Origin of the sequence: Pseudomonas sp. B21-032, assembly GCF_024748965.1 — a bacterium.
Taxonomy (GTDB): Bacteria; Pseudomonadota; Gammaproteobacteria; order Pseudomonadales; family Pseudomonadaceae; genus Aquipseudomonas.
Window position 1 is genome coordinate 3,742,402 of record NZ_CP087180.1, and the last position, 20,598, is coordinate 3,762,999.

Here is a 20,598-nt window from a genome sequence, read left to right on the forward strand (position 1 = left end):
CGGGTTCATAGGCTTTTGCTGCGCGGGTCGACCCAGTGGTTGATCAGGTCGACGAGAAAGTTGACGAGCACATAAATCGCCGCCGCCAACAGGGTGATGCCCAGCAGCAAGGGCATGTCCTTGGTCACGGCGGCGTCGAGCATCAAGCGGCCGATGCCCTGGCGGGCGAAGAGCATTTCGATGATTACCGCACCGCCCAGCAAGCTGGCGAAAACAAAGCCCGACAACGTCACCAGCGGCACCAGGGCATGGCGCAAGGCATGCTTGAGGCGCACGCCGGTCTCGGACATGCCGCGGGCGCGGGCCATGGCGATAAACGGCTGTTCGAGGATGTCTTCCAGCTCCTGGCGCAGTACCTGGGTCAGCACCGCGGCAATCGGCAGGGCCAGGGCCAGGCTCGGCAATATCAGCGCCTGCCAGCTGTTGGAACCGGATGGCGGCAGCAGGTGCCAGCCGAACGAAAACACCAGCAACAGCACGATGCCGATCACGAACGACGGCGCCGACGACAGCACCAGTTCAGTGCCGGACACCAGCGAGCGCACCCAGCGCGGCCGGTTGGCGGTGAGCACCGCGCAGCTCACCGCCAGCACAATCGACAGCAAGGCGGCGGCCAGCGACAACTGCACCGTGGCGCCCAGCTGGCTGCCGATCACCTGCAGCACCGGGATGCGCAAACGGTACGACTCGCCCAGATCGCCCTGGGCCAGGCGCGCCAGGTACTGGCCGTACTGCACCCACAACGGCTGGTCGAGGCCGTATTCGGCGCGCACCTGGGCAATCAGCTCGGCGCTGGGCATGGCGTCGGGGCCGCCGAGAATCGCCAGGGCCGGGTCGCCGGCGCTGAGGTTGATGGCCAGGAAAGTCAGGGTCGCCGCGCCCCAAAGCACGCCGATGCCGGCCAGCAGGCGCCAGGCCAATCGTTGCAAGCTAGTCATTTGCCCTCCGGGTCGAGCCAGACACTGGTGAAAAACGGGGTGTTGTGCGAAGTGTCGAAAATCAGCCCCTTGACCTGCTTGCGGTAGGCCAGCAGCACATGGCTTTCGAACACCGGCACCGCCGGGATGGTCTGCGCCAGGCGCTGCTGGGCGATGCGGTAGAGGCCGTTCAGCGCCACCGGGTCGGTGGTCTGCCGGGCCGCGCTGAGTACCCGGTCGAGCTCGGCATCGCGAAAGCGCCCGGCGTTCTGGCCGATCAGCTTGGCGGTGCTGATTGCCTGGCTGTGATAGAGGATGTACAGGCCATCGGGGGTGTTGGTGTGCCAGTAGCCGCCGCCGATCAGCTGAAAATCACTGGCGTAACGGCGCTGGGTGACCTGGGCCAGGGGCAGCAGGTCGATGTCGATCTTGAGGCCGATCTTCTTCAGGTCGGCCTGGATGGCCACGGCGATGCTGCTCGGGTAGGCCGCGGTTTCGTAGGTCAGCAGGTGCGCGGCCAGGCGCTGGCCGTTCTTGACCCGGTAACCCTCGGCGTCGCGCTCACTCCAGCCGGCCTGGTCGAGAATGCGGTTGGCCTCGGCGACGTCATAGGCCAGTACATCCTTGAATGCCGGGTCGTAGTAACGGGTGTTGGCGGCGAGAAAATCACCCTTGGCCAGGTACTCGCCAAAACCGGTGATCCAGGCCAGGCCGTCGCGGTCGATGGCCTTGGCCACGGCGCGGCGCACCTGCACGTCGTCGAAGGGAAAGCGCTCGACGTTGAAGGTCAGGCTGCGAAACGGGTTGGCCTTGCGAATGCGGCTGCGCATCTGCAAGTCCGGGTTGTCACGGATAGCCCGGGCGTTCTGGGTCGGGGCGTCGACGGTGAAGTCCGACTGGCCGGCTTCCAGGGTACTGAAGCGGATCATCGGCTCGGGGACGATGCTCAGCTCCAGGCGGTCGAGGTAGGCCTCGCCCTGGTGGCGGGTGACTGCGGGCGCCCAGTTGTAGCCCTTGCGCTTGACGAAGTTGGCGCCCTGGTCGCGGGTGTAGCTTTCCAGCACGAAGGGCCCGGAGCCGATCGGGTGTTCGGCAATGGTCTTTGGCGCTTCGAGGATCTGCCGGGGCGAGATCATGCTCAGCCACGACTGCGCCAGCACATCGAGGAACGGCGAATACGGCTCGCGCAAGTGCGCTTCGAAGGTGTACTCATCGACGATGCGCCCGTCGACATATGGGGCGATGTAGGCAGCGGCCAGCGGCGATTTGGTCGCCGGGTCGCGCATGTGTTCAAGGTTGACCTGCACGGCACGGGCGTTGAATTTCTCGCCATCGCTGAAGGTCACGTCGTCGCGCAGGTGAAAAGTGTAGGTCTTGCCGTCGTCAGAGATCTCCCAGGACTTGGCCAGCCACGGCGAGATATTGCCCTGCTCGTCCTGGTACAGCAGGCAGTCGAACAGAATGCGCCCCAGCCACTGCACATTGCCGTGGGAAATCGAATGCACGTCCAGCGTCGTGGTGTCGGAGGCCGTCGACACCCGCAGGGTGCCACCGGGCTTGCCCGGGGCGGCCTCGTAATAGTCCTGCGCGCCATAGCTGAGGGTGCCGTTGTGCAGCGTGCCGTCGATGCCGCTGCTGCCCTGCCCCGGCGATTGCTCCACCGGCTTGCAGGCGCCCAGGGCCAGCAGCGCACCAAGCACGGCGGGCGCGCCCAGCCTTGCGATTACTCTCATGCGGTTCTCCTGCAGGTGCCGCGCGAACGGCACCCGCCCCTGGCTCAAAAGTTGTAGGCAATCCCGGTGTAGGCGCCGAAGCCGTCACCCGGGTACAGCGAGGCGGTGTCCTGGCCCTTGGCGTCGTAGCTGGGCACCAGGGCGGTGACGTAGTCCTTGTCGGTGAGGTTCTTCAGGTCCAGGTACACCTGCCAGGTCTTGTTCGGCGCGTCATAGCCCAGGCGTGCGCCCCACAGGGTGTAGGACGGCGCGTAGAAGCTGTTGGCGTAGTCCACCGCCGTGCTCGATGCCGAGCGCACGTTGACCCCGGCGTAAAAGCCGTTGGCGTACTGGTAGAACAGCTCGCCCTGGTAGATGTGCTTGGGCAGGCCCGGCAGCTCGTTCTTGCTGAACAGCGGGTCGTTGCGGTAGTGAAAGTCGTTGAGGGTGTAGGCCTGGCGCCAGCTCAGCACATCGCCGTTATCGCGTTGCCAGAGCTTGGTGGTCAGCCCCGCCTCGATGCCCTGGTGGATGGTCGGGCTGGCGTTGGAGGTCGAGACCACGGCGGCCGAGGTGTTGGTGGCCGGGAGGATTTCGACGTTGAGCAACTCGTCCTTGATCCACGATTTGTACAGGGTCAGGCTGCCGTCGAAAATCTCCGAACGCCCGCGAATCCCCAGTTCAACCGTGTTGGCGCTTTGTGGCACCAGGGTCTTGGCGAAGTTGGTGGTCACCCCCGAGCCGGAACTGGACCAGGAGCTGGGCGGGTCGATCGAGCGGCTGACGTTGCCGAACACCTGCACGTCCGGGGTCAGGTAGTAACGCAGGCCGAGCCGTGGCGCCAGTTTCCATTGCTGATAGCGATAGTGGCTGGGGATGCCGCTGGTGTTGGGCCGGTCGCTGAAATTGACATCGACATTGCGCTTGATCTCGATGGCCGAGAGGCCCGTGGACAGGTACAGGTTGTCGGTCAGGCCGAGGTCGTTGCCCAGTGAGAACACATGGTCGAACGAGCCGTCGTACTCGACCTGCTTCTGCAACCGGCCCAGGTCCTTGTCGCCGCTGTAGGTGCGCACCCCGGAGCGGATGTGCTGGGTGCTGCTCCAGCCGACCGTGGTGGTGCTCGGAAGGCCAAACAGCTGGTCGCTGCGGGTGTACTTGAGCGAATAGTTGATGTCGCGCCAGTCCCAGTAGTTGGGGTTGACCGTGCTCTTCTTGCTGAGGATCTGCGGGTAATTGTGATAGACCAGCCCGGCCACCAGGGTCGAATCGTCATCGAAGGTGTAGGTGGTCTTGCTGCCGACCCAGGTCGAGCCTTCCTTGGTCGAGTCGCCGCGGGTGGCGCGGGTGCTGGGGTTGGTTTGCGAGGAGTTCTTCTTCAGTTGCGCCAGGGTCAGGGCCCCGGAGTTTTCGTGGTATTCCTCGCGGTAGCGGATGTACAGGCGGGTTTCCAGCTTGGGGTTGAAGCGGTAGCCGAAGTTGCTCACCACGCCCTTGGCCTTGGTGAAGGTGAAGTCCTGGTAACCGTCGCGCTTGGAGTTGTCGACACTGATGAAGTAGTCGGCATTGCCAGCCACGCCACCGGTGCTGAGGGTCTGCTTCTGCCAGCCGAAACTGCCGCCTTCGACCTTGATGCGGTTGCCCGGCGCAGTGAGGCCGGAGTTGGTAACGAAGTTGATCGCCCCGCCCAGCGACAAGGCGCCGTATTCGAAGGCGTTGGCACCGCGCAGTACCTCGGTGTAGCTCAGGCCCTGGGTGTCGAGCAGCTCGTAGGGCGTGCCACCGGCGCCAGTCAGGGCCAGGCCGTCGAAGAGAAACTTGGTGCCTTCGCGAAAGTAGCCAGGCGATGTGTTGGCGCCCGAGCCGCGAATGGAAATCTTGATCGCATCGTTGCCGCCGGCCGCCTGCGCATACACCCCCGGCTGATAGGCCAGGGTGTCTTCGAGGGTGGCCGAGCGGCCCTTCTCCACCTCCGCCTGCTGGACCAGCCCGGTACCGCCGGGGATCTCGTCCAGTTGCGCCTGCGCCGCTTCTACCGGGGTGGCTTTGGCGGCCTGGACGGTAACCGTCTCCAGGCGTTTTTCAGTCTGTGCGGCGTCTTCGGCCTGGGCCAGCGGCGCCAGGCTCAACAGGGCGGCGCCGACGCTGGCCAGCTTCCAGTCCTTGCCTACTACTTTGGTCGAAGATTTGGATAAAACGGATGTTGCCCGAGGCACGAAATTCAAGGTCTTGCTCCCCACCTGATTAAAAAATAGGCGAGTTTCTATTGGTATAGTCAATCTCGAAGGGAGCTGTTGCAGCGTCCGTGCCAACCACAAAATCCCTTGAAAACCTTGGGGTTGAGCGGTTTCAAAGGTTTAAACAATTGTTCGAATTGCGGGTATCTGTCCAACTGCTGTTGCCTGGCGAACAGTTGATCATGGCCCAGGCCTTGATAGATCCTGTCGATAGACCTATCAACAAGGTCGATTAGTCCCACATTCCGTACGGGAATACACTAGCGCGCATACGTCCGCTTAAAACCCTGCGCCAGACAGGGACCTGCGACACACCGTGCTTCGACACCCCAGCCAACTGCGCTTGCGACGCCTTGTTGCCGGGCATGCCTATGCCCGCAGCTTTGTGCAGCCGATAAGAATGAGGAGATACCCATGGGACTTGGCAGACGACAGTTTTTCAAGCTGTGTACCGCCGGCGTCGCCACCGCCACCTGTGCAAGCCTGGGCTTTGCCCCGGGCGTGGCCCAGGCGACCCAGTCGCGCCAGTACAAGCTGCTGCGCGCCAAGGAAACCCGTAACAACTGCACCTATTGCTCGGTCGGTTGCGGGATTCTCATGTACAGCCTCGGCGACGGCGCCAAGAACGCCAAGGCGCGCATCTTCCATATCGAAGGCGACCCTGATCACCCGGTCAGCCGTGGCTCGCTGTGCCCTAAAGGCGCCGGCCTGGTCGACTATGTGCACAGCGAACAGCGCCTGCTCTACCCCGAATACCGCGCACCGGGCTCGGACAAATGGCAGCGCATCAGCTGGGACCACGCTATCGAGCGCATCGCCCGGCTGCTGAAGGACGACCGCGACGCCAACTTCATCGAGAAGAACGCCAAGGGCACCACGGTCAACCGCTGGCTCAGCACCGGCATGCTCTGCTCGTCGGCGGCCAGCAGCGAAACCGGCTCGCTCGACCAGCGCTTCACCCGTGCCCTGGGCATTCTCGGCACCGACAGCCAGGCGCGGGTCTGCCACGCGCCGACGGTTTCGGCCCTGGCGCCGACCTTTGGCCGTGGCGCCATGACCAACAACTGGGTCGACATCAAGAACGCCAACGTTGTACTGATCATGGGCGGCAACCCCGCCGAGGCGCACCCGGTGGGCTTCAAGTGGGTGATCGAGGCGAAGATCCGCAACGGCGCCAAGGTCATCGTCGTCGACCCGCGCTTCAACCGCAGCGCCGCGGTGGCCGACATCTACTCGCCGATCCGCGCAGGCTCCGACGTGACCTTCCTGATGGGCGTGGTCAACTACCTGATCAGCCACGACAAGATCCAGCACGAATACGTACGCCACTACACCAACGCCAGCCTGATCGTGCGCGAGGACTACCACTTCGACGACGGCCTGTTCAGCGGCTACGACGCCAACAAGCGCAGCTACGACCGCAGCTCCTGGACCTACGAGCTCGACAGCAAGGGCTACGCCAAGCGCGACCTGACCCTGCAGCACCCGCGCTGCGTGTGGAACCTGCTCAAGGCCCACGTCAGCCGCTACACCCCGCAGATGGTCACCAACGTCTGCGGCACGCCGAAAGATGACTTCCTGAAGATCTGTGCGATCCTTGGCGAAACCAGCGCCCCGGACAAGACCGCGACCTTCCTCTACGCCCTGGGCTGGACCCACCACACCAACGGCGCGCAGATGATCCGCGGCTCGGGCATGATCCAGCTGCTGCTGGGCAACATCGGCATGGCCGGTGGTGGCGTCAACGCCCTGCGCGGCCACTCCAACATCCAGGGCTACACCGACCTGGGCCTGCTGTCGCTGCGCCTGCCTGGCTACATGAACCTGCCGTCCGACGAGCAGACCGACATGGCCACCTACCTCAAGCAGGTGACGCCGGTGGCGCTGCTGGAGGATCAGGTCAACTACTACAAACACACGCCGAAATTCTTCGTCAGCCTGATGAAAAGCCTTTGGGGCGACAAGGCCACCAAAGACAACGACTGGGGCTTCGATTGGCTGCCCAAGTGGGACGACAGCTACGACGTGCTCAATTTCAGCAACCGCATGTACGAAGGCAAGGTCAACGGCTACATCGCCCAGGGCTTCAACCCGGTGGCGGCCTTCCCCGACAAGAACAAGGCCCAGGCAGCGCTGGCCAAGCTCAAGTTCCTGGTGATCATCGACCCGCTGGCCACCGAGACCTCGAGCTTCTGGCAGAACCACGGCGAGCAGCATGACGTCGACACCGCGGCGATCCAGACCGAAGTGTTCCGCCTGCCCTCCTCGTGCTTTGCCGAGGAAGACGGCTCGATCGTCAACTCCGGGCGCTGGCTGCAGTGGCACTGGGCCGGCGCGGCGCCTCCGGGCGAGGCCTGGCACGATGGCAAGATCCTCGGCCACCTGTTCCTGAAGATCCGCGAGCTGTACGAAAAGGAAGGCGGCGCCAACCCGGCACCGATCCTCAATATGGCCTGGGACTACGCCGACCCGCTGGACCCCAAGCCCGAGGAAGTGGCCAAGGAGTCCAACGGCCGCGCCCTGGCCGACCTGCACGACGAGCAAGGCAAGCTGATTTTGCGCAAGGGCCAGTTGCTCAGCGACTTTTCGCAGTTGCGCGACGACGGCACGACCCAGTGCTTCAACTGGATCTTCGCCGGCTCCTGGACCGAACAGGGCAACCAGATGGCCCGCCGCGACAACGCCGACAGCGGCCTGGGCTGCACCCCGGGCTGGGCCTGGGCCTGGCCGCAGAACCGGCGCATCCTCTACAACCGCGCCTCGGCCGACCCGCAGGGCAAGCCGTGGGACCCGAAACGCAAGCTGATCGGCTGGGACGGTGTGCGCTGGAGCGGCGTCGACGTGCCGGACTTCGCCGTCACCGCCGCCCCCGGTGGCAAGGTCAACCCGTTCATCATGCTGCCCGAAGGCCTGGGCCGGCTGTTCTCGGTCGGCGCCATGAACGACGGGCCGTTCCCCGAGCACTACGAGCCGACCGAAAGCCCGCTGGCGAGCAACCCGCTGCACCCGAACGTGACCTACAGCCCGACCGCGCGGCTGTACGAAAGCGACCGCCAGCGCATGGGCAAGCGCGAAGAGTTCCCCTACGTGGCGACCACCTACTCGATCACCGAGCTGTTCCGCCACTGGACCAAGCACGCGCGGTTGAACGCCATCGTCCAGCCCGAGCAGTTCATCGAGATCGGCGAGAAACTCGCCGCCGACAAGGGCATCGTTCAGGGCGACCTGGTCAAGGTCAGCACCAAGCGTGGCTACATCAAGGCCAAGGCCGTGGTGACCAAGCGCATCCGCCGCCTGGCCGTCGATGGCCAGGATGTCGACACCATCGGCATTCCTTGCCACTGGGGTTACGAAGGCAGCACGCGCAAGGGCTTCCTGGCCAACACCCTGACCCCGGGCATCGGCGAGTCGAACACCCACACGCCGGAGTACAAGGCGTTTCTCGTGAACATTGAAAAGGTCTGAGGGCGAATACCATGTCCATGCAATCCCAAGACATCGTCCGCCGCTCAGCCACCAACGTGCTGACCCCGGCGCCGCACACCCGCGATCACCAGGCCGAAGTGGCCAAGCTGATCGACGTGAGCATCTGCATCGGCTGCAAAGCCTGCCAGGTGGCCTGCAACGAGTGGAACGACCTGCGTGACGAGGTCGGCCACAACGTTGGCGTGTACGACAACCCGGCCGACCTGTCGGCCGAAACCTGGACGCTGATGCGTTTTGATGAAGTCGAAGACGAAAGCGGCAAGCTCGAGTGGCTGATCCGCAAGGACGGCTGCATGCACTGCGCCGACCCCGGCTGCCTGAAAGCCTGCCCGCAACCGGGAGCGATCATCCAGTACGCCAACGGCATCGTCGACTTCCAGTCCGAGCACTGCATCGGTTGCGGCTACTGCATCGCCGGCTGCCCGTTCGATGTGCCGCGCATCAGCAAGAAGGACAACAAGGCCTACAAGTGCACGCTGTGCGTCGACCGCGTGTCGGTCGGCCAGGAGCCGGCCTGCGTCAAGACCTGCCCCACCGGGGCAATCAACTTCGGCAGCAAGCAAGACATGCTGCACCAGGCCAGCGAACGGGTCACCGAGCTGCAGGGCCGCGGCTTTGCCGGGGCCGGCATCTACGACCCTCAAGGCGTTGGCGGCACCCACGTGGTCTACGTGCTGCAGCATGCCGACAAGCCGCAGCTGTACCACAAGCTGCCCACCGACCCGCGCATCAGCAACGCCATCCAGGGCTGGAAAGGCTGGATGAAACCGGTGGCCGCGGCGGCGTTCTTCGCCACCCTGGCCGGCACCCTGTTCCATTACATCGGCGTCGGCCCCAACGAAGTCGATGAACAGGACCAGAAGATCGAAGAGGATACCCACGCATGAACAAGGACAAACTGATCCTGCGAACGCGCTTCATCGAGCGCGCCAGCCACTGGTTCATGGTGATCTGCTTCTTCGCCGTGGCGCTGTCGGGGCTGTCGTGGTTCTTCCCCTCACTCAACGGCCTCAACGCGGTGTTCGGCACCCCGCAGCTGGCGCGCATCCTCCACCCGTTTTTCGGCGTGGTGGTGTTTTTGCTGCTGATGTTTCTGTTCGTGCGCTTCGTGCGCTACAACCTGCCGGAACGCGAAGACCTGCAGTGGTTCAAGAACGTCAAGCAAGTACTGGCCGGCAAGCATGAGCCGGCGCTGAACATCGGCAAATACAACGCCGGGCAGAAGATCCTGTTCTGGGGCATCATGGGCCTGATCAGCCTGCTGCTGCTCAGTGGCGTGGTGATCTGGCGGCCGTACTTCGCGCCGCTGTTCAGTATCCCGACCATCCGCATCGGCTTGCTGGTGCATGCACTGGCCGGCATCAGCCTGATTCTGCTGATCATCGGCCATGCCTACCTGGCATTCTGGGTCAAGGGTTCGATCCGCGGCATGGTCACCGGCTACGTCAGCCGCAGCTGGGCCAAGACCCACCACGACCGCTGGTACCGCCAGCTGAACAGCAAGCAAGGCAAAGCCGGGAGCGACAAATGAGCAGCATCCAGATGACCCCGGTGCAGACGCCCAGCGGTGGCGTCAACGAGATCGTCGCGGTGCTGCTGCCGTCGCTCAAGGACCGTTACTCAAAACGCGCGGCGCGCCTGCGCCAGCTGGCCGACGGCCACGCCATGGGCGATTACCTGGGGTTTTGTGCCGGTATCGCCGAGGCTCAGCAGCAACTGCTTGCCACCCTGGCGCTGCCTGAAGCGCTGGCGGCCGGGCTGGCGGCGCGCCTGGACGCCGGCCGGGCGCCGCTGGCAAGCGCAGAGTACCCGCGCGACGCTTACTGGCAGCAGCTGCTCGGCGCCTTGATCGAGGCACTGTACGGCGACGCCACGCCAGCGGTGCGCAGCACCCTCGACGCCTTGCGCGGCTACTCGCCAGCGCAACTGGAAGAGCGCGCCAGCGCCTTGCTGGCCGGTAACTACGAGCAGGTCGACAGCGGCCAGGCGCTGTTCCTCTGGAGCGCGCTGTCGCTGTACTTCACCCAGTTGGCCAATGCCCTGCCGGCTTCGGCCAGAGCCTCGCTGGGCGAACAGCGCCAGCACTGCCCGGTATGCGCCAGCGCGCCGGTGGCCAGCGTGATCATGAACGGCGCCCAGGCCGGCCTGCGTTACCTGCATTGCAGTTTGTGCGAGAGCCGCTGGCACATGGTTCGGGTAAAATGCAGCAACTGCGAAGCCACCGGCGCCCTCGACTACTGGTCGCTGGAGCGTCAGGATGCGGCGATCAAGGCCGAGAGCTGCAACGACTGCCACAGCTACCTGAAAGTGCTGTACCCGGAAAAGGACCGCGACCAGGAAGTGCTGGCCGATGACCTCGCTTCCCTGGCGCTGGACGCCGAAGTGGAGCGCGAGGGTTATGGGCGCAGTGGTGTCAGCCCGTTTCTGTTTCCTGGCTGATAAAGTTATCGCGGGGCAAGCCCCGCGATGCCCCCTTTTCACCCCACACCCGGAACCCCCATGGGCATCAAGAAATCTTCCGCCGAACTCAAGCGCGACCTCAAGGCCGTCGCCGGCAACCTGGAACGCACCGCCGGTGAAATCAGCAAGCTGGCCGAGCGCATCGACGGCGTCGACGTGGTTGCCGTGCTGCACCTGATGAATCGCCTGTACAAAGACTCCGACAAGCTCAAGGCCTACGCCGACGAAATCAAGGTCGGGCGCATCGTGCGTGGCAAGGCCGAGTAGCCAGGCCATGCGCCGACGACTGACTAGCAAAAGCTGCCAGGGCTCTTACACTTGATCTGAACGGTTGACGTCTGTAGACATGCTTGCAGCCAACCTAGACGAGATGGAGCCTGTCGCGATGCCGAGCCTGGATTTTCTCATTACCTCATTGATCGTCGTGCTGATTCCCGGCAGCGGCGTGATCCTGACCATCTCCACCGCCCTGGTGGCCGGCAAGCGCGCCAGCCTCTACACCGCGCTGGGCTGTACGGCGGGGATCGTCCCGCACCTGCTGGCCTCGATCCTCGGCCTGTCGGCGATCCTGCACACCAGTGCCCTGGCCTTCCAGGGCCTGAAGTTCGCCGGCGTCGCCTACCTGCTGTACCTGGCCTACGCCACCTGGCGCGACCGCTCGGCCTTCGCCGTCGACAGCAACAGCGCGGTGGGTAGCGCTGGCAGCCTGATCCTGCGGGCCTGCCTGCTGAACATCCTCAACCCGAAACTGACGATTTTCTTCCTGGCGTTCCTGCCGCAGTTCATCAGCGCCGAGGCGGGCTCGGTGAGCGGGCAGATGCTCAGCCTGAGCGCAGTGTTCATGCTCATGACCTTCGTGGTATTTGTGCTGTATGGCCTGCTGGCCAACCTGTTCCGTCGCGCGGTGATTGAATCGCCGCGGGTACAGAACTGGCTGCGCCGCAGTTTTGCTGCCTCTTTTGCCGGCCTGGGCCTGAACCTGGCGTTCGCCCAGCGCTGAGGAGCGCTTGCGATGAACCGCTGTGACGTACTGATTATCGGCGCCGGCCCCACCGGGCTGGTGCTGGCGCTGTGGCTGAGCAAGCTGGGCATCAAGGTGCGGATCATCGACAGGACCAGCGGCCCCGGCACCACCTCCCGGGCCCTGGCGGTGCAGGCGCGGACCCTGGAGCTGTACCGCCAGCTGGACCTGACCGAGGCAGTCCTCGCCCAGGGCCACCAGGTGCCGGCGGCCAACCTGTGGGTCAAGGGCGAAACCGCCGCGCGGCTGCCGTTCAGCAGCATTGGCGCCGAGCTTACGCCCTACCCGTTCCTGCATATCTACCCGCAGGACCAGCACGAGCAACTGCTGATCGAGCGCCTGCAGCGCTTTGCGGTGGCCGTCGAACGGCAAACCGAGCTGCTCGGCTTCAGCCAGGACGCCGAAGGCGTCACCGCCCGCCTGCGCCATGCCGACGGCGTCGAGGAAGTCTGCCAAGCCGACTACATCGCCGGTTGCGACGGCGCCCGCTCGACGGTGCGCAAGGTCCTGGGCATCGGCTTTCCCGGCGGCACTTACGAGCAGGTGTTTTATGTCGCCGATGTCGATGGCGCGGGGCCGGCGTTCAATGGCGAGCTGCACGTCGACCTCGACGAGGCCGACTTTCTCGCCGTATTCCCACTGGCCGGCAGCGGCCGCGCGCGGTTGATCGGCACGGTGCGCGACGCGCGTGCCGAACACCCCCGCGACCTGCGTTTCGAGGATGTCAGCCAGCGTGCCATGGAGCACCTGAAGGTCGAGATCCATCAGGTCAACTGGTTCTCTACCTACCGCGTGCACCACCGGGTGGCCGAGCAGTTTGGCCACCAGCGCGCCTTCCTGCTTGGCGACGCCGCCCACGTACACAGCCCGGCCGGTGGCCAGGGCATGAACACCGGCATCGGCGATGCCATCAACCTGGCATGGAAGCTTGCCGCCGTGTTGCAAGGCAGCGCCACCGAAGCCCTGCTCGGAACCTACGAAATCGAGCGCAGTGCTTTTGCCCAGCGGTTGGTGGCGACCACCGACCAGGTGTTCAACTTCATCACCGCCGACGGCCGCCTGGCCGCCCTGCTGCGCACCCGCCTGGCCCCCGTGCTGCTGCCGCGGGTGGCGGCGCTCAAAGCTGCGCGGACGTTTTTGTTCCGCACCGTTTCGCAAATCACCCTGAACTACCGCGACATGCCCCTGAGCGTCGGCAGCGCCGGCCAGGTACATGGTGGCGAGCGCCTGCCGTGGGTCAGCGACGGCGCCCACGACAACTTTGCCGGGCTGGCGCGGATGCGCTGGCAGGTTCAGGTGTATGGTGCCGCCAGCGGCAGCCTGGTGGCCTGGTGCAGCGACCGCGGCATGCCGCTGGAAGTGTTCGAATGGTGCGACGCCCACGAGGCGGCCGGCTTGCAGCGGGACGGCGTGTACCTGCTGCGCCCGGACAGCTACGTCGCGCTGGCCCAGGTCGGCGCCGGGCCAGAGGTGCTCGAAGAGTACTTCAGTGCACGCGGGATGCGCGGATACTAGCGCTGTTGTGCGAGAATGCGCGCAGGTTTCGCTTCTCTATCTGCTAAGGAATGGCATCATCAGAATCCTCACCTCTTTGCTCCTGGCCTCGACCCTGTTCCTGGCCAGTTGCGGCACTTTTCTTGCGCGCGGCTCCAACAGCTATGGCAGCGGCGACTACTACAAAGGCACCCAGGCCAACGTCCAGTTACTGACCACGATTGGCGCCAGCGGCTACGAAGGTTATTCAACGATATTCTGCTGGGTGACCATCGTCTGCCCGGTGGCTGCGATTGTCACCCTGCCGGCGGACATGGTGGTCGACACCGCCCTGCTGCCCTATGACTCGATGAACTGAAATGCCCCAGCTCGACTACCGCCGCGTGGCGTTTCTGAATATCTACATCAATGACTTCATCATCTATATCGGCGCGCCGCTGATGGTGCTGACCCTGTTCGACTGGATGCCGAAAAGCCTGGGCACCACCATTATCCTGGTGGTTCTGGGCCTTGGCTGCCTGACCTTTCCGTTGTCGATGCTGGTGCGCTGCCCACTGTGCAACGCAGCGATGATGCACTTGTACAAGGATGAGGTTGGCACCGCGCTGTCCCGCCGGGTCGGCTTCAGCGAAGTGCGCAAGCTGAAAAAGGTGCGTTGCCTGGGCTGCGATGGGCTGCTGAAGATTCGCGATTGATCGCGAGGCAAGCCCGCTCCCGCAGGTTTTGCGCAGTCCGTGTGGGAGCTGGCTTGCCGGCGATGGGCTGCAACGCAGCCCCTAGGCGCGGGCAAAACGGTAGGTCGTCACCCCGCACAACAGCAACCCCGCCAGGGCCAGTGATCCGCCGACATAGCCGATGTTGCCCAGGCCCATGTGCACGCTGACCAGGCTGCCGATCAGCGCCCCGGCACCAATGCCGATGTTGTAGATGCCAGAGAACATGGCCATGGCCACGTCGGTGGCGTCCGAGGCGAGGATCAGCACCTTGGACTGCAACGCCAGGCTGAAGCACATGATCGACACGCCCCAGAACACGCTCAAGGTGCCCAGCAGGCTGAAGTCGGCGGCCAACGGCAGCAACAGCAGCAGGCAGGTCGCCAGCATGGCGATCGCGCCGATCAGAAAGCCCTGCGGGAATCGCTCGCTGTAGCGGCTGAACAGCACCGAGCCGAACACCCCGGCGCCGCCAAACAGCAACAGCAGCACGGTGGTCAGTTCGCCGCCGATCTGCGCGACGTTCAGGGCAAACGGCTCGATGTAGCTGTAGGCGGTGAACTGCGCGGCAATCACCAGCGCCACCAGCACATACACGGTGACCAGCGCCGGGCGCTTGAACAGCACCGGTACGCTGCGCAACGAGCCGGAGTTCTGGCTCGGCAGCAGCGGCAGCGATTTGACCAGGCACAACAAGGTTGCCAAAGCCACCCCGGCAATCGCCAGGAAGGTGGTGCGCCAGCCCAGGGCCTCGCCCACCACCCGCCCCAGCGGAATGCCCATGACCATCGCCAGGGTGGTACCGGTTGCCAGCAGCCCCAGGGCCTTGGCCTGTTGCCCCGGCGGCGCTACGCGCACTGCCAGCGAGGCAGTAATGGCCCAGAACACCGCATGGGCCAGGGCGATGCCGATACGGCTGACCAGCAGCATGCCAAAGCTCTGCGCCACCCCCGAAAGCAAATGGCTGAGGATGAACAAGGCAAAGACGATGATCAGCAACTTGCGCCGCTCGATATTGCGGGTCAGCAGCATCATCGGCAGCGAGGCCAGGGCCACCACCCAGGCATAGATGGTCAGCATCAGGCCGACCTGGGCGGTGGACATGTCGAAGCTGCGGCCGATGTCGCTGAGCAGCGCCACCGGGACGAATTCAGTGGTGTTGAAAATGAAGGCCGCCAGGGCCAGGGCGATGACACTCAGCCAACTGCCGGTTCGCGCATCCACGGATGTATTCATGAGTAAAGCCTTGCTCCGAGTCGTTTGCGGTTGCCGGGAACGAAAACGCGCCCAGCGCCAGACACTCATGCCGGTCGGGCCTGAGTGAAGCGTGTGCGCTGAGGAAAGATTTATAAGTATGCGGGGTATCGCTTGCTGGCAAGGATAGTACGTCAGCACCGAAGCTGTCACAACCGCGCAGGCGTGGAGTACCATGGCCCGATTCGTTCATGGAAGACTCCCCGCTATGTCGCAACCCTCCCAGGCTTTGGCCAACATCCTCGACAATGACAGCCTGATTGGCGCTATCGACCGGGGCCTGGCGCCGCAGTACCTGTACTTCTGGGGCCACCGGCAAAAGGTCGAGGGCAAGCCGGACAAAAGCTGCTTCAGCCAGTGGTTCGAGGCCGGCTTCAAAGAGCAAGGCCTCCACTACCCCAGCGCCGAGCACTACATGATGGCCGGCAAGGCGCGGCTGTTCGACGACCAGGCAACGTTGGCGAAAATTCTCGCCGCGCGCACGCCGGCCGAGGCCAAGAAGCTGGGCCGCGAAGTCGCCGGCTACGATGACGCCGCCTGGGTGGCCGAGCGCTCGGCGATCGTCGAGCAGGCCAACCTGCTCAAGTTCGAACAGAACCCGGGGCTGCGCACATTTCTACGCTCTACCGCCGGCCAGGTGCTGGTCGAGGCCAGCCCGGTGGACAGCATCTGGGGCATCGGCCTGGACGCCAAGGCCGCGCAAGCGGACGATCCACGCCAGTGGCAAGGGCTGAACCTGCTCGGTTATGCGCTGATGCGCGTGCGCGAGCGCCTGGCTGGCTGAGGGCCCAGCGCAGGATTTTTCTGCGCTGCTACACTTTATTCGCGCAGATGGAGGATTCCCTCATGTCCGATAAAGAGATCACCACAGCCCTTAACCTGATCAACCAGCGCCAGGCCCGGCTCGCTTCGGCGTGCAAGGAGATTGCCGACTGGATCGACCGCCAGGGCGATGTGCCGGTGGCCGGCAAGATCCGCGACACCCTCAAGGCCGTCGAAGCCGATGATCAGCTGGTCAGAAAAACCCTCACCTCGCTGAGCGTCGAACGCCCGCTGCCGCGTTTCCGCTAGCCCGCAAAGGCGGGTGGCGGGTGTGCGACACGCGTGAGGTCAATCGCCCAAGAGCCTGGGTCGCCAGTGCCAGGTGCTGTTTATCGTCTACGATTTCCAGCAACTTCTGGCACATTCCGGTGACTGGCTGTCAATGAATATCCTTTACGACGAAAACGTCGATGGTGCCCTGCCCGCCGTCGACAAACAGGCGCTGCTGCAGGCCTTGCAGGCACAACTGCCCGATCTCGATATCCTCCACGCCGAGGAAGACCTCAAGCCCTACGAATGCGATGGCCTCTCGGCCTACCGCACACTGCCGCTGCTGGTGTTGCTGCCGCATACCCTCGAGCAGGTGCAAGGCATCCTCAGGCTGTGTTTTGCCCGCAAGGTGCCGGTGGTCGCCCGTGGCGCCGGCACTGGCCTGTCGGGCGGCGCCCTGCCCCTGGAAAAAGGCGTGCTGCTGGTGATGGCGCGCTTCAACAAGATCCTCGCCATTGACCCCGCCGCGCGCACCGCGCGGGTGCAGCCGGGGGTGCGCAACCTGGCGATCTCCCAGGCCGCCGCGCCTTATGAGCTGTACTACGCACCCGACCCGTCGTCGCAGATCGCCTGCTCGATCGGTGGCAACGTCGCCGAAAATGCCGGCGGCGTGCACTGCCTGAAATATGGCCTGACCGTGCACAACCTGCTCAAGGTCGAGATCCTTACCGTTGAAGGCGAATGCCTGACCCTCGGCGCCGACAGCCTCGATGCCCCGGGCTTTGACCTGCTGGCGCTGTTCACCGGTTCCGAAGGCATGCTCGGGATCATCACCGAAGTAACGGTCAAGCTGCTGCCCAGGCCGCAGGTGGCCAAGGTGCTGCTGGCGGCTTTCGACTCGGTGGAAAAAGCCGGGCGCGCGGTTGGCGACATCATCGCTGCCGGGATCATTCCCGGTGGCCTGGAGATGATGGACAACCTGGCGATCCGCGCCGCTGAAGACTTCATTCATGCCGGCTACCCGGTCGACGCCGAGGCGATTCTGCTGTGCGAGCTGGATGGCGTCGAAGCCGATGTGCACGACGATTGCGAGCGGGTACGTACCCTGTTCGAACAGGCCGGTGCCAGCGAAGTACGCCAGGCCCGTGACGAGGTGGAGCGGGTGAAGTTCTGGGCTGGGCGCAAGAACGCCTTTCCGGCGGTCGGGCGAATTTCAGCCGATTATTACTGCATGGACGGCACCATCCCGCGCCGCGAGTTGCCCCATGTGCTGCAACGCATCGCCGCGCTATCGCATAAATACGATCTGCGGGTGGCCAACGTCTTTCATGCCGGCGACGGCAACATGCACCCGCTGATCCTCTTCGATGCCAACCAACCCGGCGAGCTGGAGCGCGCCGAAGCCTTTGGCGGCGAGATTCTCGAACTGTGCGTGAGTGTCGGCGGCAGCATCACCGGCGAGCATGGCGTCGGCCGCGAGAAGATCAACCAGATGTGCGCGCAGTTCAGCAGCGACGAGCTGACCCTGTTTCACGCAGTCAAGGCCGCCTTCGACCCCCATCGCTTGCTCAACCCCGGCAAGAACATCCCGACCCTGCAGCGCTGCGCCGAGTTTGGCGCCATGCATGTACACGCTGGGCAACTGCCCTTCCCCGAGCTGGAGCGCTTCTGATGCTGGCGCACAACAACGATGCCAGCCAGGCGCTGCTCGAACAGGTCAACCAGGCCCGCGCCGAGGGCACGCCCTTGCGCATTCGAGGCGGCGCCAGCAAGGCTTATCTCGGCCGCCCGGTGGCCGGGATCGAGCTCGATACCCGCGAGCACCGCGGCATCGTCAACTACGACCCGACGGAGCTGGTGATCACCGCCCGCGCCGGCACGCCGCTGACGGAATTGACGGCGACGCTTGAGGCCGCCGGGCAGATGCTGCCCTGCGAGCCGCCGCACAGTGACGACGGCGCCACCCTCGGCGGCATGCTCGCTGCCGGGCTGTCGGGGCCGCGCCGGCCCTGGGCCGGCTCGGTGCGTGACTACGTGCTCGGCACCCGGGTGATCAGCGGCCTGGGCCTGCACCTGCGCTTTGGCGGCGAGGTGATGAAGAACGTCGCCGGCTACGACCTGTCGCGGCTGATGGCCGGCAGCTTCGGCTGCCTGGGGCTGATCAGCGAGGTGTCGCTCAAAGTGCTGCCCAAGCCGCGCTGCGACGCGCACATCGCCCTGCAGCTCGACCCGCAGCAAGCCCTGCTGAAACTGGCGCAATGGGGCCAGCAACCGCTGCCGATCAGCGCCGCCTGCCATGACGGCACGGTGTTGCGTCTGCGCCTGGAAGGCGGTGAAGGTTCGGTCAAGGCCGCCCGCGACCGGCTCGGCGGCGAGCGCTTCGAGGCTTGCTGGTGGCAAGACCTGAACCACCAGCGTCTGGGGTTTTTCGCCGACCCGCGCCCGCTGTGGCGCATATCCTTGCCCAACCACAGCCCGCTGCTGGAGCTGCCCGGCGAGCAACTGCTGGACTGGGCCGGTGCCCAGCGCTGGCTCAAGTCCGAGGCCCCGGCCGAGGCCATTCGCGCGGCTGCAAGCCGACTGGGCAGCCATGCCACCTGCTACAGCGCCAGCGACAGCCCGTTCCAGCCGCTACCCGCGGCCTTGCTGCGCTATCACCAGCAACTCAAGCAGCGCCTCGACCCGCAAGGGATCTTCAACCCCGGGCGGATGTACGCGGAGATCTGAGCCATGCAAACTACCCTGAGCGATGCCGCCAAGCGTCTGGCCCGCGCCGAAGAGGCCGAGCGCATCCTGCGCAGTTGCGTGCACTGCGGCTTTTGCAACGCCACCTGCCCGACCTACCAGTTGCTCGGCGACGAACTGGACGGCCCGCGCGGGCGCATCTACCTGATTAAGCAGGTGCTCGAAGGCCAACCGGCCAGCGCCAAGACCCAACTGCACCTGGACCGCTGCCTGTCGTGCCGCAACTGCGAAACCACCTGCCCGTCCGGGGTCGATTACCACAGCCTGCTGGACATCGGCCGCGCCGTGGTCGACCAGGCGGTGGCCCGCCCGCCGCTGCAGCGGGCCTTGCGCAGCGGCCTGCGTAACCTGGCCAGCCACCCGACAGCGTTCAAGCGCCTGGTGCAACTGGGGCGCAGCGTCGACAGCCTGCTGCCGGCAGCGCTCAAGGCCAAGCTGCCGCGCTCGGCAGCCACGGCCCAGGCGCGCCCGCAAGCGCACCATGAGCGACGGGTACTGCTGCTTGAAGGCTGCGTGCAACCGGGCCTGTCGCCCAACACCAATGCCGCCACGGCGCGGGTGCTCGATCGCCTGGGCATCAGCGTCACCGCCACGCCCCAAGCCGGCTGCTGTGGCGCTGTCGACTATCACCTCGATGCCCAAGCCCGTGGCCTTGAACGCGCCCGGCACAACATCGACGCCTGGTGGCCGGCCATCGAGGCCGGCGCCGAAGCCATCGTGCAAACCGCCAGCGGTTGCGGCGCCTTCGTCAAGGACTACGCCAAGCTGCTGCACGGCGATGGGCAGTACGCAAGCAAAGCCCGGCGGGTCAGCGAACTGGCCAGGGACCTGGTCGAGGTCGTCGCGGCCGAGCCCCTGGATAAACTGACCTGCCACAGCGGCCAGCTGCTGGCAGTGCATTGCCCGTGCAGCCTGCAGCATGCGCAGAAGCTTGGCGGCAGCGTCGAGGCCCTGCTCAAGCGCCTGGGTTTCAACCTCAGCAATGTGCCCGACGGCCACCTGTGCTGCGGCTCGGCGGGCACCTATTCGCTGACCCAGCCGCAACTGGCCCGGCAACTGCGCGACAACAAGCTCGATGCCCTGGAAAGCGGCCGGCCGGATGTCATCGTCAGCGCCAATATCGGCTGCCAGACCCACCTCGATGGCGCCGGGCGCACCCCGGTGCGGCACTGGATCGAGCTGGTGGACGAGGCGCTAGCGAAGTCGCCAAGCCTGGCATAAGCTCAAACGGGCACCCCTGTTCGACAACCCGAGGACTCGTCATGCGTCATCTTCTGCTTGTCTCACTGCTGGTCATCAGCCCCGCCGTCCTGGCCAAGACCGAATGCAGCACTGCTGAAAAGAACCAATGGCAGGACCAGAACAACTTTCAGGAAGAACTGAAAAAACAGGGCTACGAAATCAAGGAGTTCAAGGTCACCAAGGGCAATTGCTACGAGATCTACGGCAAGAACAAAGACGGTAAAAAAGTCGAGATCTACTTCGACCCGGTCACCGGCAAGAAGGTCAAGGAAGAGATCGACTGAG

At 64.7% G+C, this 20,598-nt stretch carries 19 protein-coding genes; 15 read left to right on the plus strand and 4 right to left on the minus strand.

Annotated elements, in window-relative coordinates; all coding sequences use genetic code 11:
• Positions 1–5 precede the first annotated feature (5 nt).
• Genes LOY54_RS17140 through LOY54_RS17150 form a run of 3 tightly spaced genes read right to left on the minus strand, consistent with a single transcriptional unit; the run spans position 6 to position 4,782 of the window.
• Positions 6–938 carry an ABC transporter permease gene (locus LOY54_RS17140; protein ID WP_093381307.1) on the minus strand — a complete coding sequence of 311 codons (933 nt, stop codon included), beginning with the start codon at positions 936–938 and terminating at the stop codon, positions 6–8.
• Positions 935–2,650 (minus strand): ABC transporter substrate-binding protein, encoded by a 1,716-nt coding sequence (locus LOY54_RS17145; protein ID WP_258607325.1) that lies wholly within the window; start codon positions 2,648–2,650, stop codon positions 935–937. Before LOY54_RS17145 ends, LOY54_RS17140 begins: the two co-directional genes overlap by 4 nt.
• Before the next feature lie 44 nt (positions 2,651–2,694).
• On the minus strand, positions 2,695–4,782 hold the full coding sequence (locus LOY54_RS17150; RefSeq protein ID WP_408980597.1) for a TonB-dependent receptor family protein: 2,088 nt from the start codon (positions 4,780–4,782) through the stop codon (positions 2,695–2,697).
• 498 nt (positions 4,783–5,280) lie between these two features.
• Between LOY54_RS17150 and fdnG the strand changes: the two genes are divergently transcribed.
• The 9 genes from fdnG (at position 5,281) to LOY54_RS17195 (ending at position 14,022) form a co-directional block, all read left to right on the plus strand.
• Entirely contained in the window at positions 5,281–8,331 is a 3,051-nt protein-coding gene (fdnG, locus tag LOY54_RS17155; RefSeq protein WP_258607327.1) for a formate dehydrogenase-N subunit alpha, read from the plus strand.
• 17 nt (positions 8,332–8,348) lie between these two features.
• Positions 8,349–9,239, plus strand: coding sequence for a formate dehydrogenase subunit beta (fdxH, locus tag LOY54_RS17160; protein ID WP_275559268.1), 891 nt, complete (start codon positions 8,349–8,351; stop codon positions 9,237–9,239).
• Positions 9,236–9,883: a formate dehydrogenase subunit gamma gene (locus LOY54_RS17165; protein ID WP_258607329.1), complete on the plus strand. Its 648-nt coding sequence runs from the start codon at positions 9,236–9,238 to the stop codon at positions 9,881–9,883. Before fdxH ends, LOY54_RS17165 begins: the two co-directional genes overlap by 4 nt.
• Positions 9,880–10,791 (plus strand): formate dehydrogenase accessory protein FdhE, encoded by a 912-nt coding sequence (gene fdhE / locus LOY54_RS17170; RefSeq protein ID WP_258607331.1) that lies wholly within the window; start codon positions 9,880–9,882, stop codon positions 10,789–10,791. Before LOY54_RS17165 ends, fdhE begins: the two co-directional genes overlap by 4 nt.
• 60 nt (positions 10,792–10,851) lie before the next feature.
• Positions 10,852–11,079, plus strand: a complete 228-nt coding sequence (locus LOY54_RS17175; RefSeq protein WP_045194298.1) for a hypothetical protein — start codon at positions 10,852–10,854, stop codon at positions 11,077–11,079.
• 118 nt (positions 11,080–11,197) lie between these two features.
• Positions 11,198–11,812, plus strand: coding sequence for a LysE family translocator (locus LOY54_RS17180; RefSeq protein WP_123565625.1), 615 nt, complete (start codon positions 11,198–11,200; stop codon positions 11,810–11,812).
• 12 nt (positions 11,813–11,824) lie between these two features.
• The gene (locus LOY54_RS17185; protein ID WP_258607333.1) at positions 11,825–13,348 is read left to right on the plus strand and encodes an FAD-dependent oxidoreductase; all 1,524 of its coding nucleotides are present in this window, start codon (positions 11,825–11,827) and stop codon (positions 13,346–13,348) included.
• A gap of 76 nt (positions 13,349–13,424) precedes the next feature.
• A complete protein-coding gene (locus tag LOY54_RS17190) occupies positions 13,425–13,685 on the plus strand; it encodes a YceK/YidQ family lipoprotein (RefSeq protein ID WP_306764570.1) in 261 nt (86 codons plus the stop codon).
• Position 13,686: 1 nt separating this feature from the next.
• Positions 13,687–14,022: a hypothetical protein gene (locus LOY54_RS17195; protein WP_045194304.1), complete on the plus strand. Its 336-nt coding sequence runs from the start codon at positions 13,687–13,689 to the stop codon at positions 14,020–14,022.
• 81 nt (positions 14,023–14,103) lie between these two features.
• Here the strand turns inward: LOY54_RS17195 and LOY54_RS17200 are convergent, their stop codons facing one another.
• The gene (locus tag LOY54_RS17200) at positions 14,104–15,276 is read right to left on the minus strand and encodes a sugar transporter (RefSeq protein WP_258607334.1); all 1,173 of its coding nucleotides are present in this window, start codon (positions 15,274–15,276) and stop codon (positions 14,104–14,106) included.
• A gap of 226 nt (positions 15,277–15,502) precedes the next feature.
• On the opposite strand from LOY54_RS17200, the gene LOY54_RS17205 reads away from it, so the two are divergent.
• The 6 genes from LOY54_RS17205 to LOY54_RS17230 all read left to right on the plus strand — a co-directional run bounded on the left by LOY54_RS17205 (position 15,503) and on the right by LOY54_RS17230 (position 20,597).
• Positions 15,503–16,078, plus strand: a complete 576-nt coding sequence (locus LOY54_RS17205; RefSeq protein ID WP_258607335.1) for an NADAR family protein — start codon at positions 15,503–15,505, stop codon at positions 16,076–16,078.
• A gap of 62 nt (positions 16,079–16,140) precedes the next feature.
• Positions 16,141–16,365 (plus strand): hypothetical protein, encoded by a 225-nt coding sequence (locus LOY54_RS17210; protein ID WP_010222367.1) that lies wholly within the window; start codon positions 16,141–16,143, stop codon positions 16,363–16,365.
• 133 nt (positions 16,366–16,498) lie between these two features.
• Positions 16,499–17,998, plus strand: coding sequence for a glycolate oxidase subunit GlcD (glcD, locus tag LOY54_RS17215; RefSeq protein WP_093387457.1), 1,500 nt, complete (start codon positions 16,499–16,501; stop codon positions 17,996–17,998).
• Positions 17,998–19,053 (plus strand): glycolate oxidase subunit GlcE, encoded by a 1,056-nt coding sequence (gene glcE, locus LOY54_RS17220; RefSeq protein ID WP_258607336.1) that lies wholly within the window; start codon positions 17,998–18,000, stop codon positions 19,051–19,053. The genes glcD and glcE overlap by 1 nt, the downstream gene beginning before the upstream one ends.
• Before the next feature lie 3 nt (positions 19,054–19,056).
• Entirely contained in the window at positions 19,057–20,292 is a 1,236-nt protein-coding gene (gene glcF, locus LOY54_RS17225; RefSeq protein ID WP_258607337.1) for a glycolate oxidase subunit GlcF, read from the plus strand.
• A gap of 41 nt (positions 20,293–20,333) precedes the next feature.
• On the plus strand, positions 20,334–20,597 hold the full coding sequence (locus LOY54_RS17230; RefSeq protein ID WP_045194315.1) for a PepSY domain-containing protein: 264 nt from the start codon (positions 20,334–20,336) through the stop codon (positions 20,595–20,597).
• Position 20,598 lies beyond the last annotated feature (1 nt).

Bases quoted from the DNA above. Each gene is read 5' to 3' on its own strand.
- LOY54_RS17140 (WP_093381307.1), bottom strand. From the start codon at position 938: ATGACTAGCTTGCAACGATTGGCCTGGCGCCTGCTGGCCGGCATCGGC.
- LOY54_RS17145 (WP_258607325.1), bottom strand. From the start codon at position 2,650: ATGAGAGTAATCGCAAGGCTGGGCGCGCCCGCCGTGCTTGGTGCGCTG.
- fdnG (WP_258607327.1), top strand. From the start codon at position 5,281: ATGGGACTTGGCAGACGACAGTTTTTCAAGCTGTGTACCGCCGGCGTC.
- fdxH (WP_275559268.1), top strand. From the start codon at position 8,349: ATGCAATCCCAAGACATCGTCCGCCGCTCAGCCACCAACGTGCTGACC.
- LOY54_RS17165 (WP_258607329.1), top strand. From the start codon at position 9,236: ATGAACAAGGACAAACTGATCCTGCGAACGCGCTTCATCGAGCGCGCC.
- fdhE (WP_258607331.1), top strand. From the start codon at position 9,880: ATGAGCAGCATCCAGATGACCCCGGTGCAGACGCCCAGCGGTGGCGTC.
- LOY54_RS17175 (WP_045194298.1), top strand. From the start codon at position 10,852: ATGGGCATCAAGAAATCTTCCGCCGAACTCAAGCGCGACCTCAAGGCC.
- LOY54_RS17180 (WP_123565625.1), top strand. From the start codon at position 11,198: ATGCCGAGCCTGGATTTTCTCATTACCTCATTGATCGTCGTGCTGATT.
- LOY54_RS17185 (WP_258607333.1), top strand. From the start codon at position 11,825: ATGAACCGCTGTGACGTACTGATTATCGGCGCCGGCCCCACCGGGCTG.
- LOY54_RS17195 (WP_045194304.1), top strand. From the start codon at position 13,687: ATGCCCCAGCTCGACTACCGCCGCGTGGCGTTTCTGAATATCTACATC.
- LOY54_RS17200 (WP_258607334.1), bottom strand. From the start codon at position 15,276: ATGAATACATCCGTGGATGCGCGAACCGGCAGTTGGCTGAGTGTCATC.
- LOY54_RS17205 (WP_258607335.1), top strand. From the start codon at position 15,503: ATGTCGCAACCCTCCCAGGCTTTGGCCAACATCCTCGACAATGACAGC.
- LOY54_RS17210 (WP_010222367.1), top strand. From the start codon at position 16,141: ATGTCCGATAAAGAGATCACCACAGCCCTTAACCTGATCAACCAGCGC.
- glcD (WP_093387457.1), top strand. From the start codon at position 16,499: ATGAATATCCTTTACGACGAAAACGTCGATGGTGCCCTGCCCGCCGTC.
- glcE (WP_258607336.1), top strand. From the start codon at position 17,998: ATGCTGGCGCACAACAACGATGCCAGCCAGGCGCTGCTCGAACAGGTC.
- glcF (WP_258607337.1), top strand. From the start codon at position 19,057: ATGCAAACTACCCTGAGCGATGCCGCCAAGCGTCTGGCCCGCGCCGAA.
- LOY54_RS17230 (WP_045194315.1), top strand. From the start codon at position 20,334: ATGCGTCATCTTCTGCTTGTCTCACTGCTGGTCATCAGCCCCGCCGTC.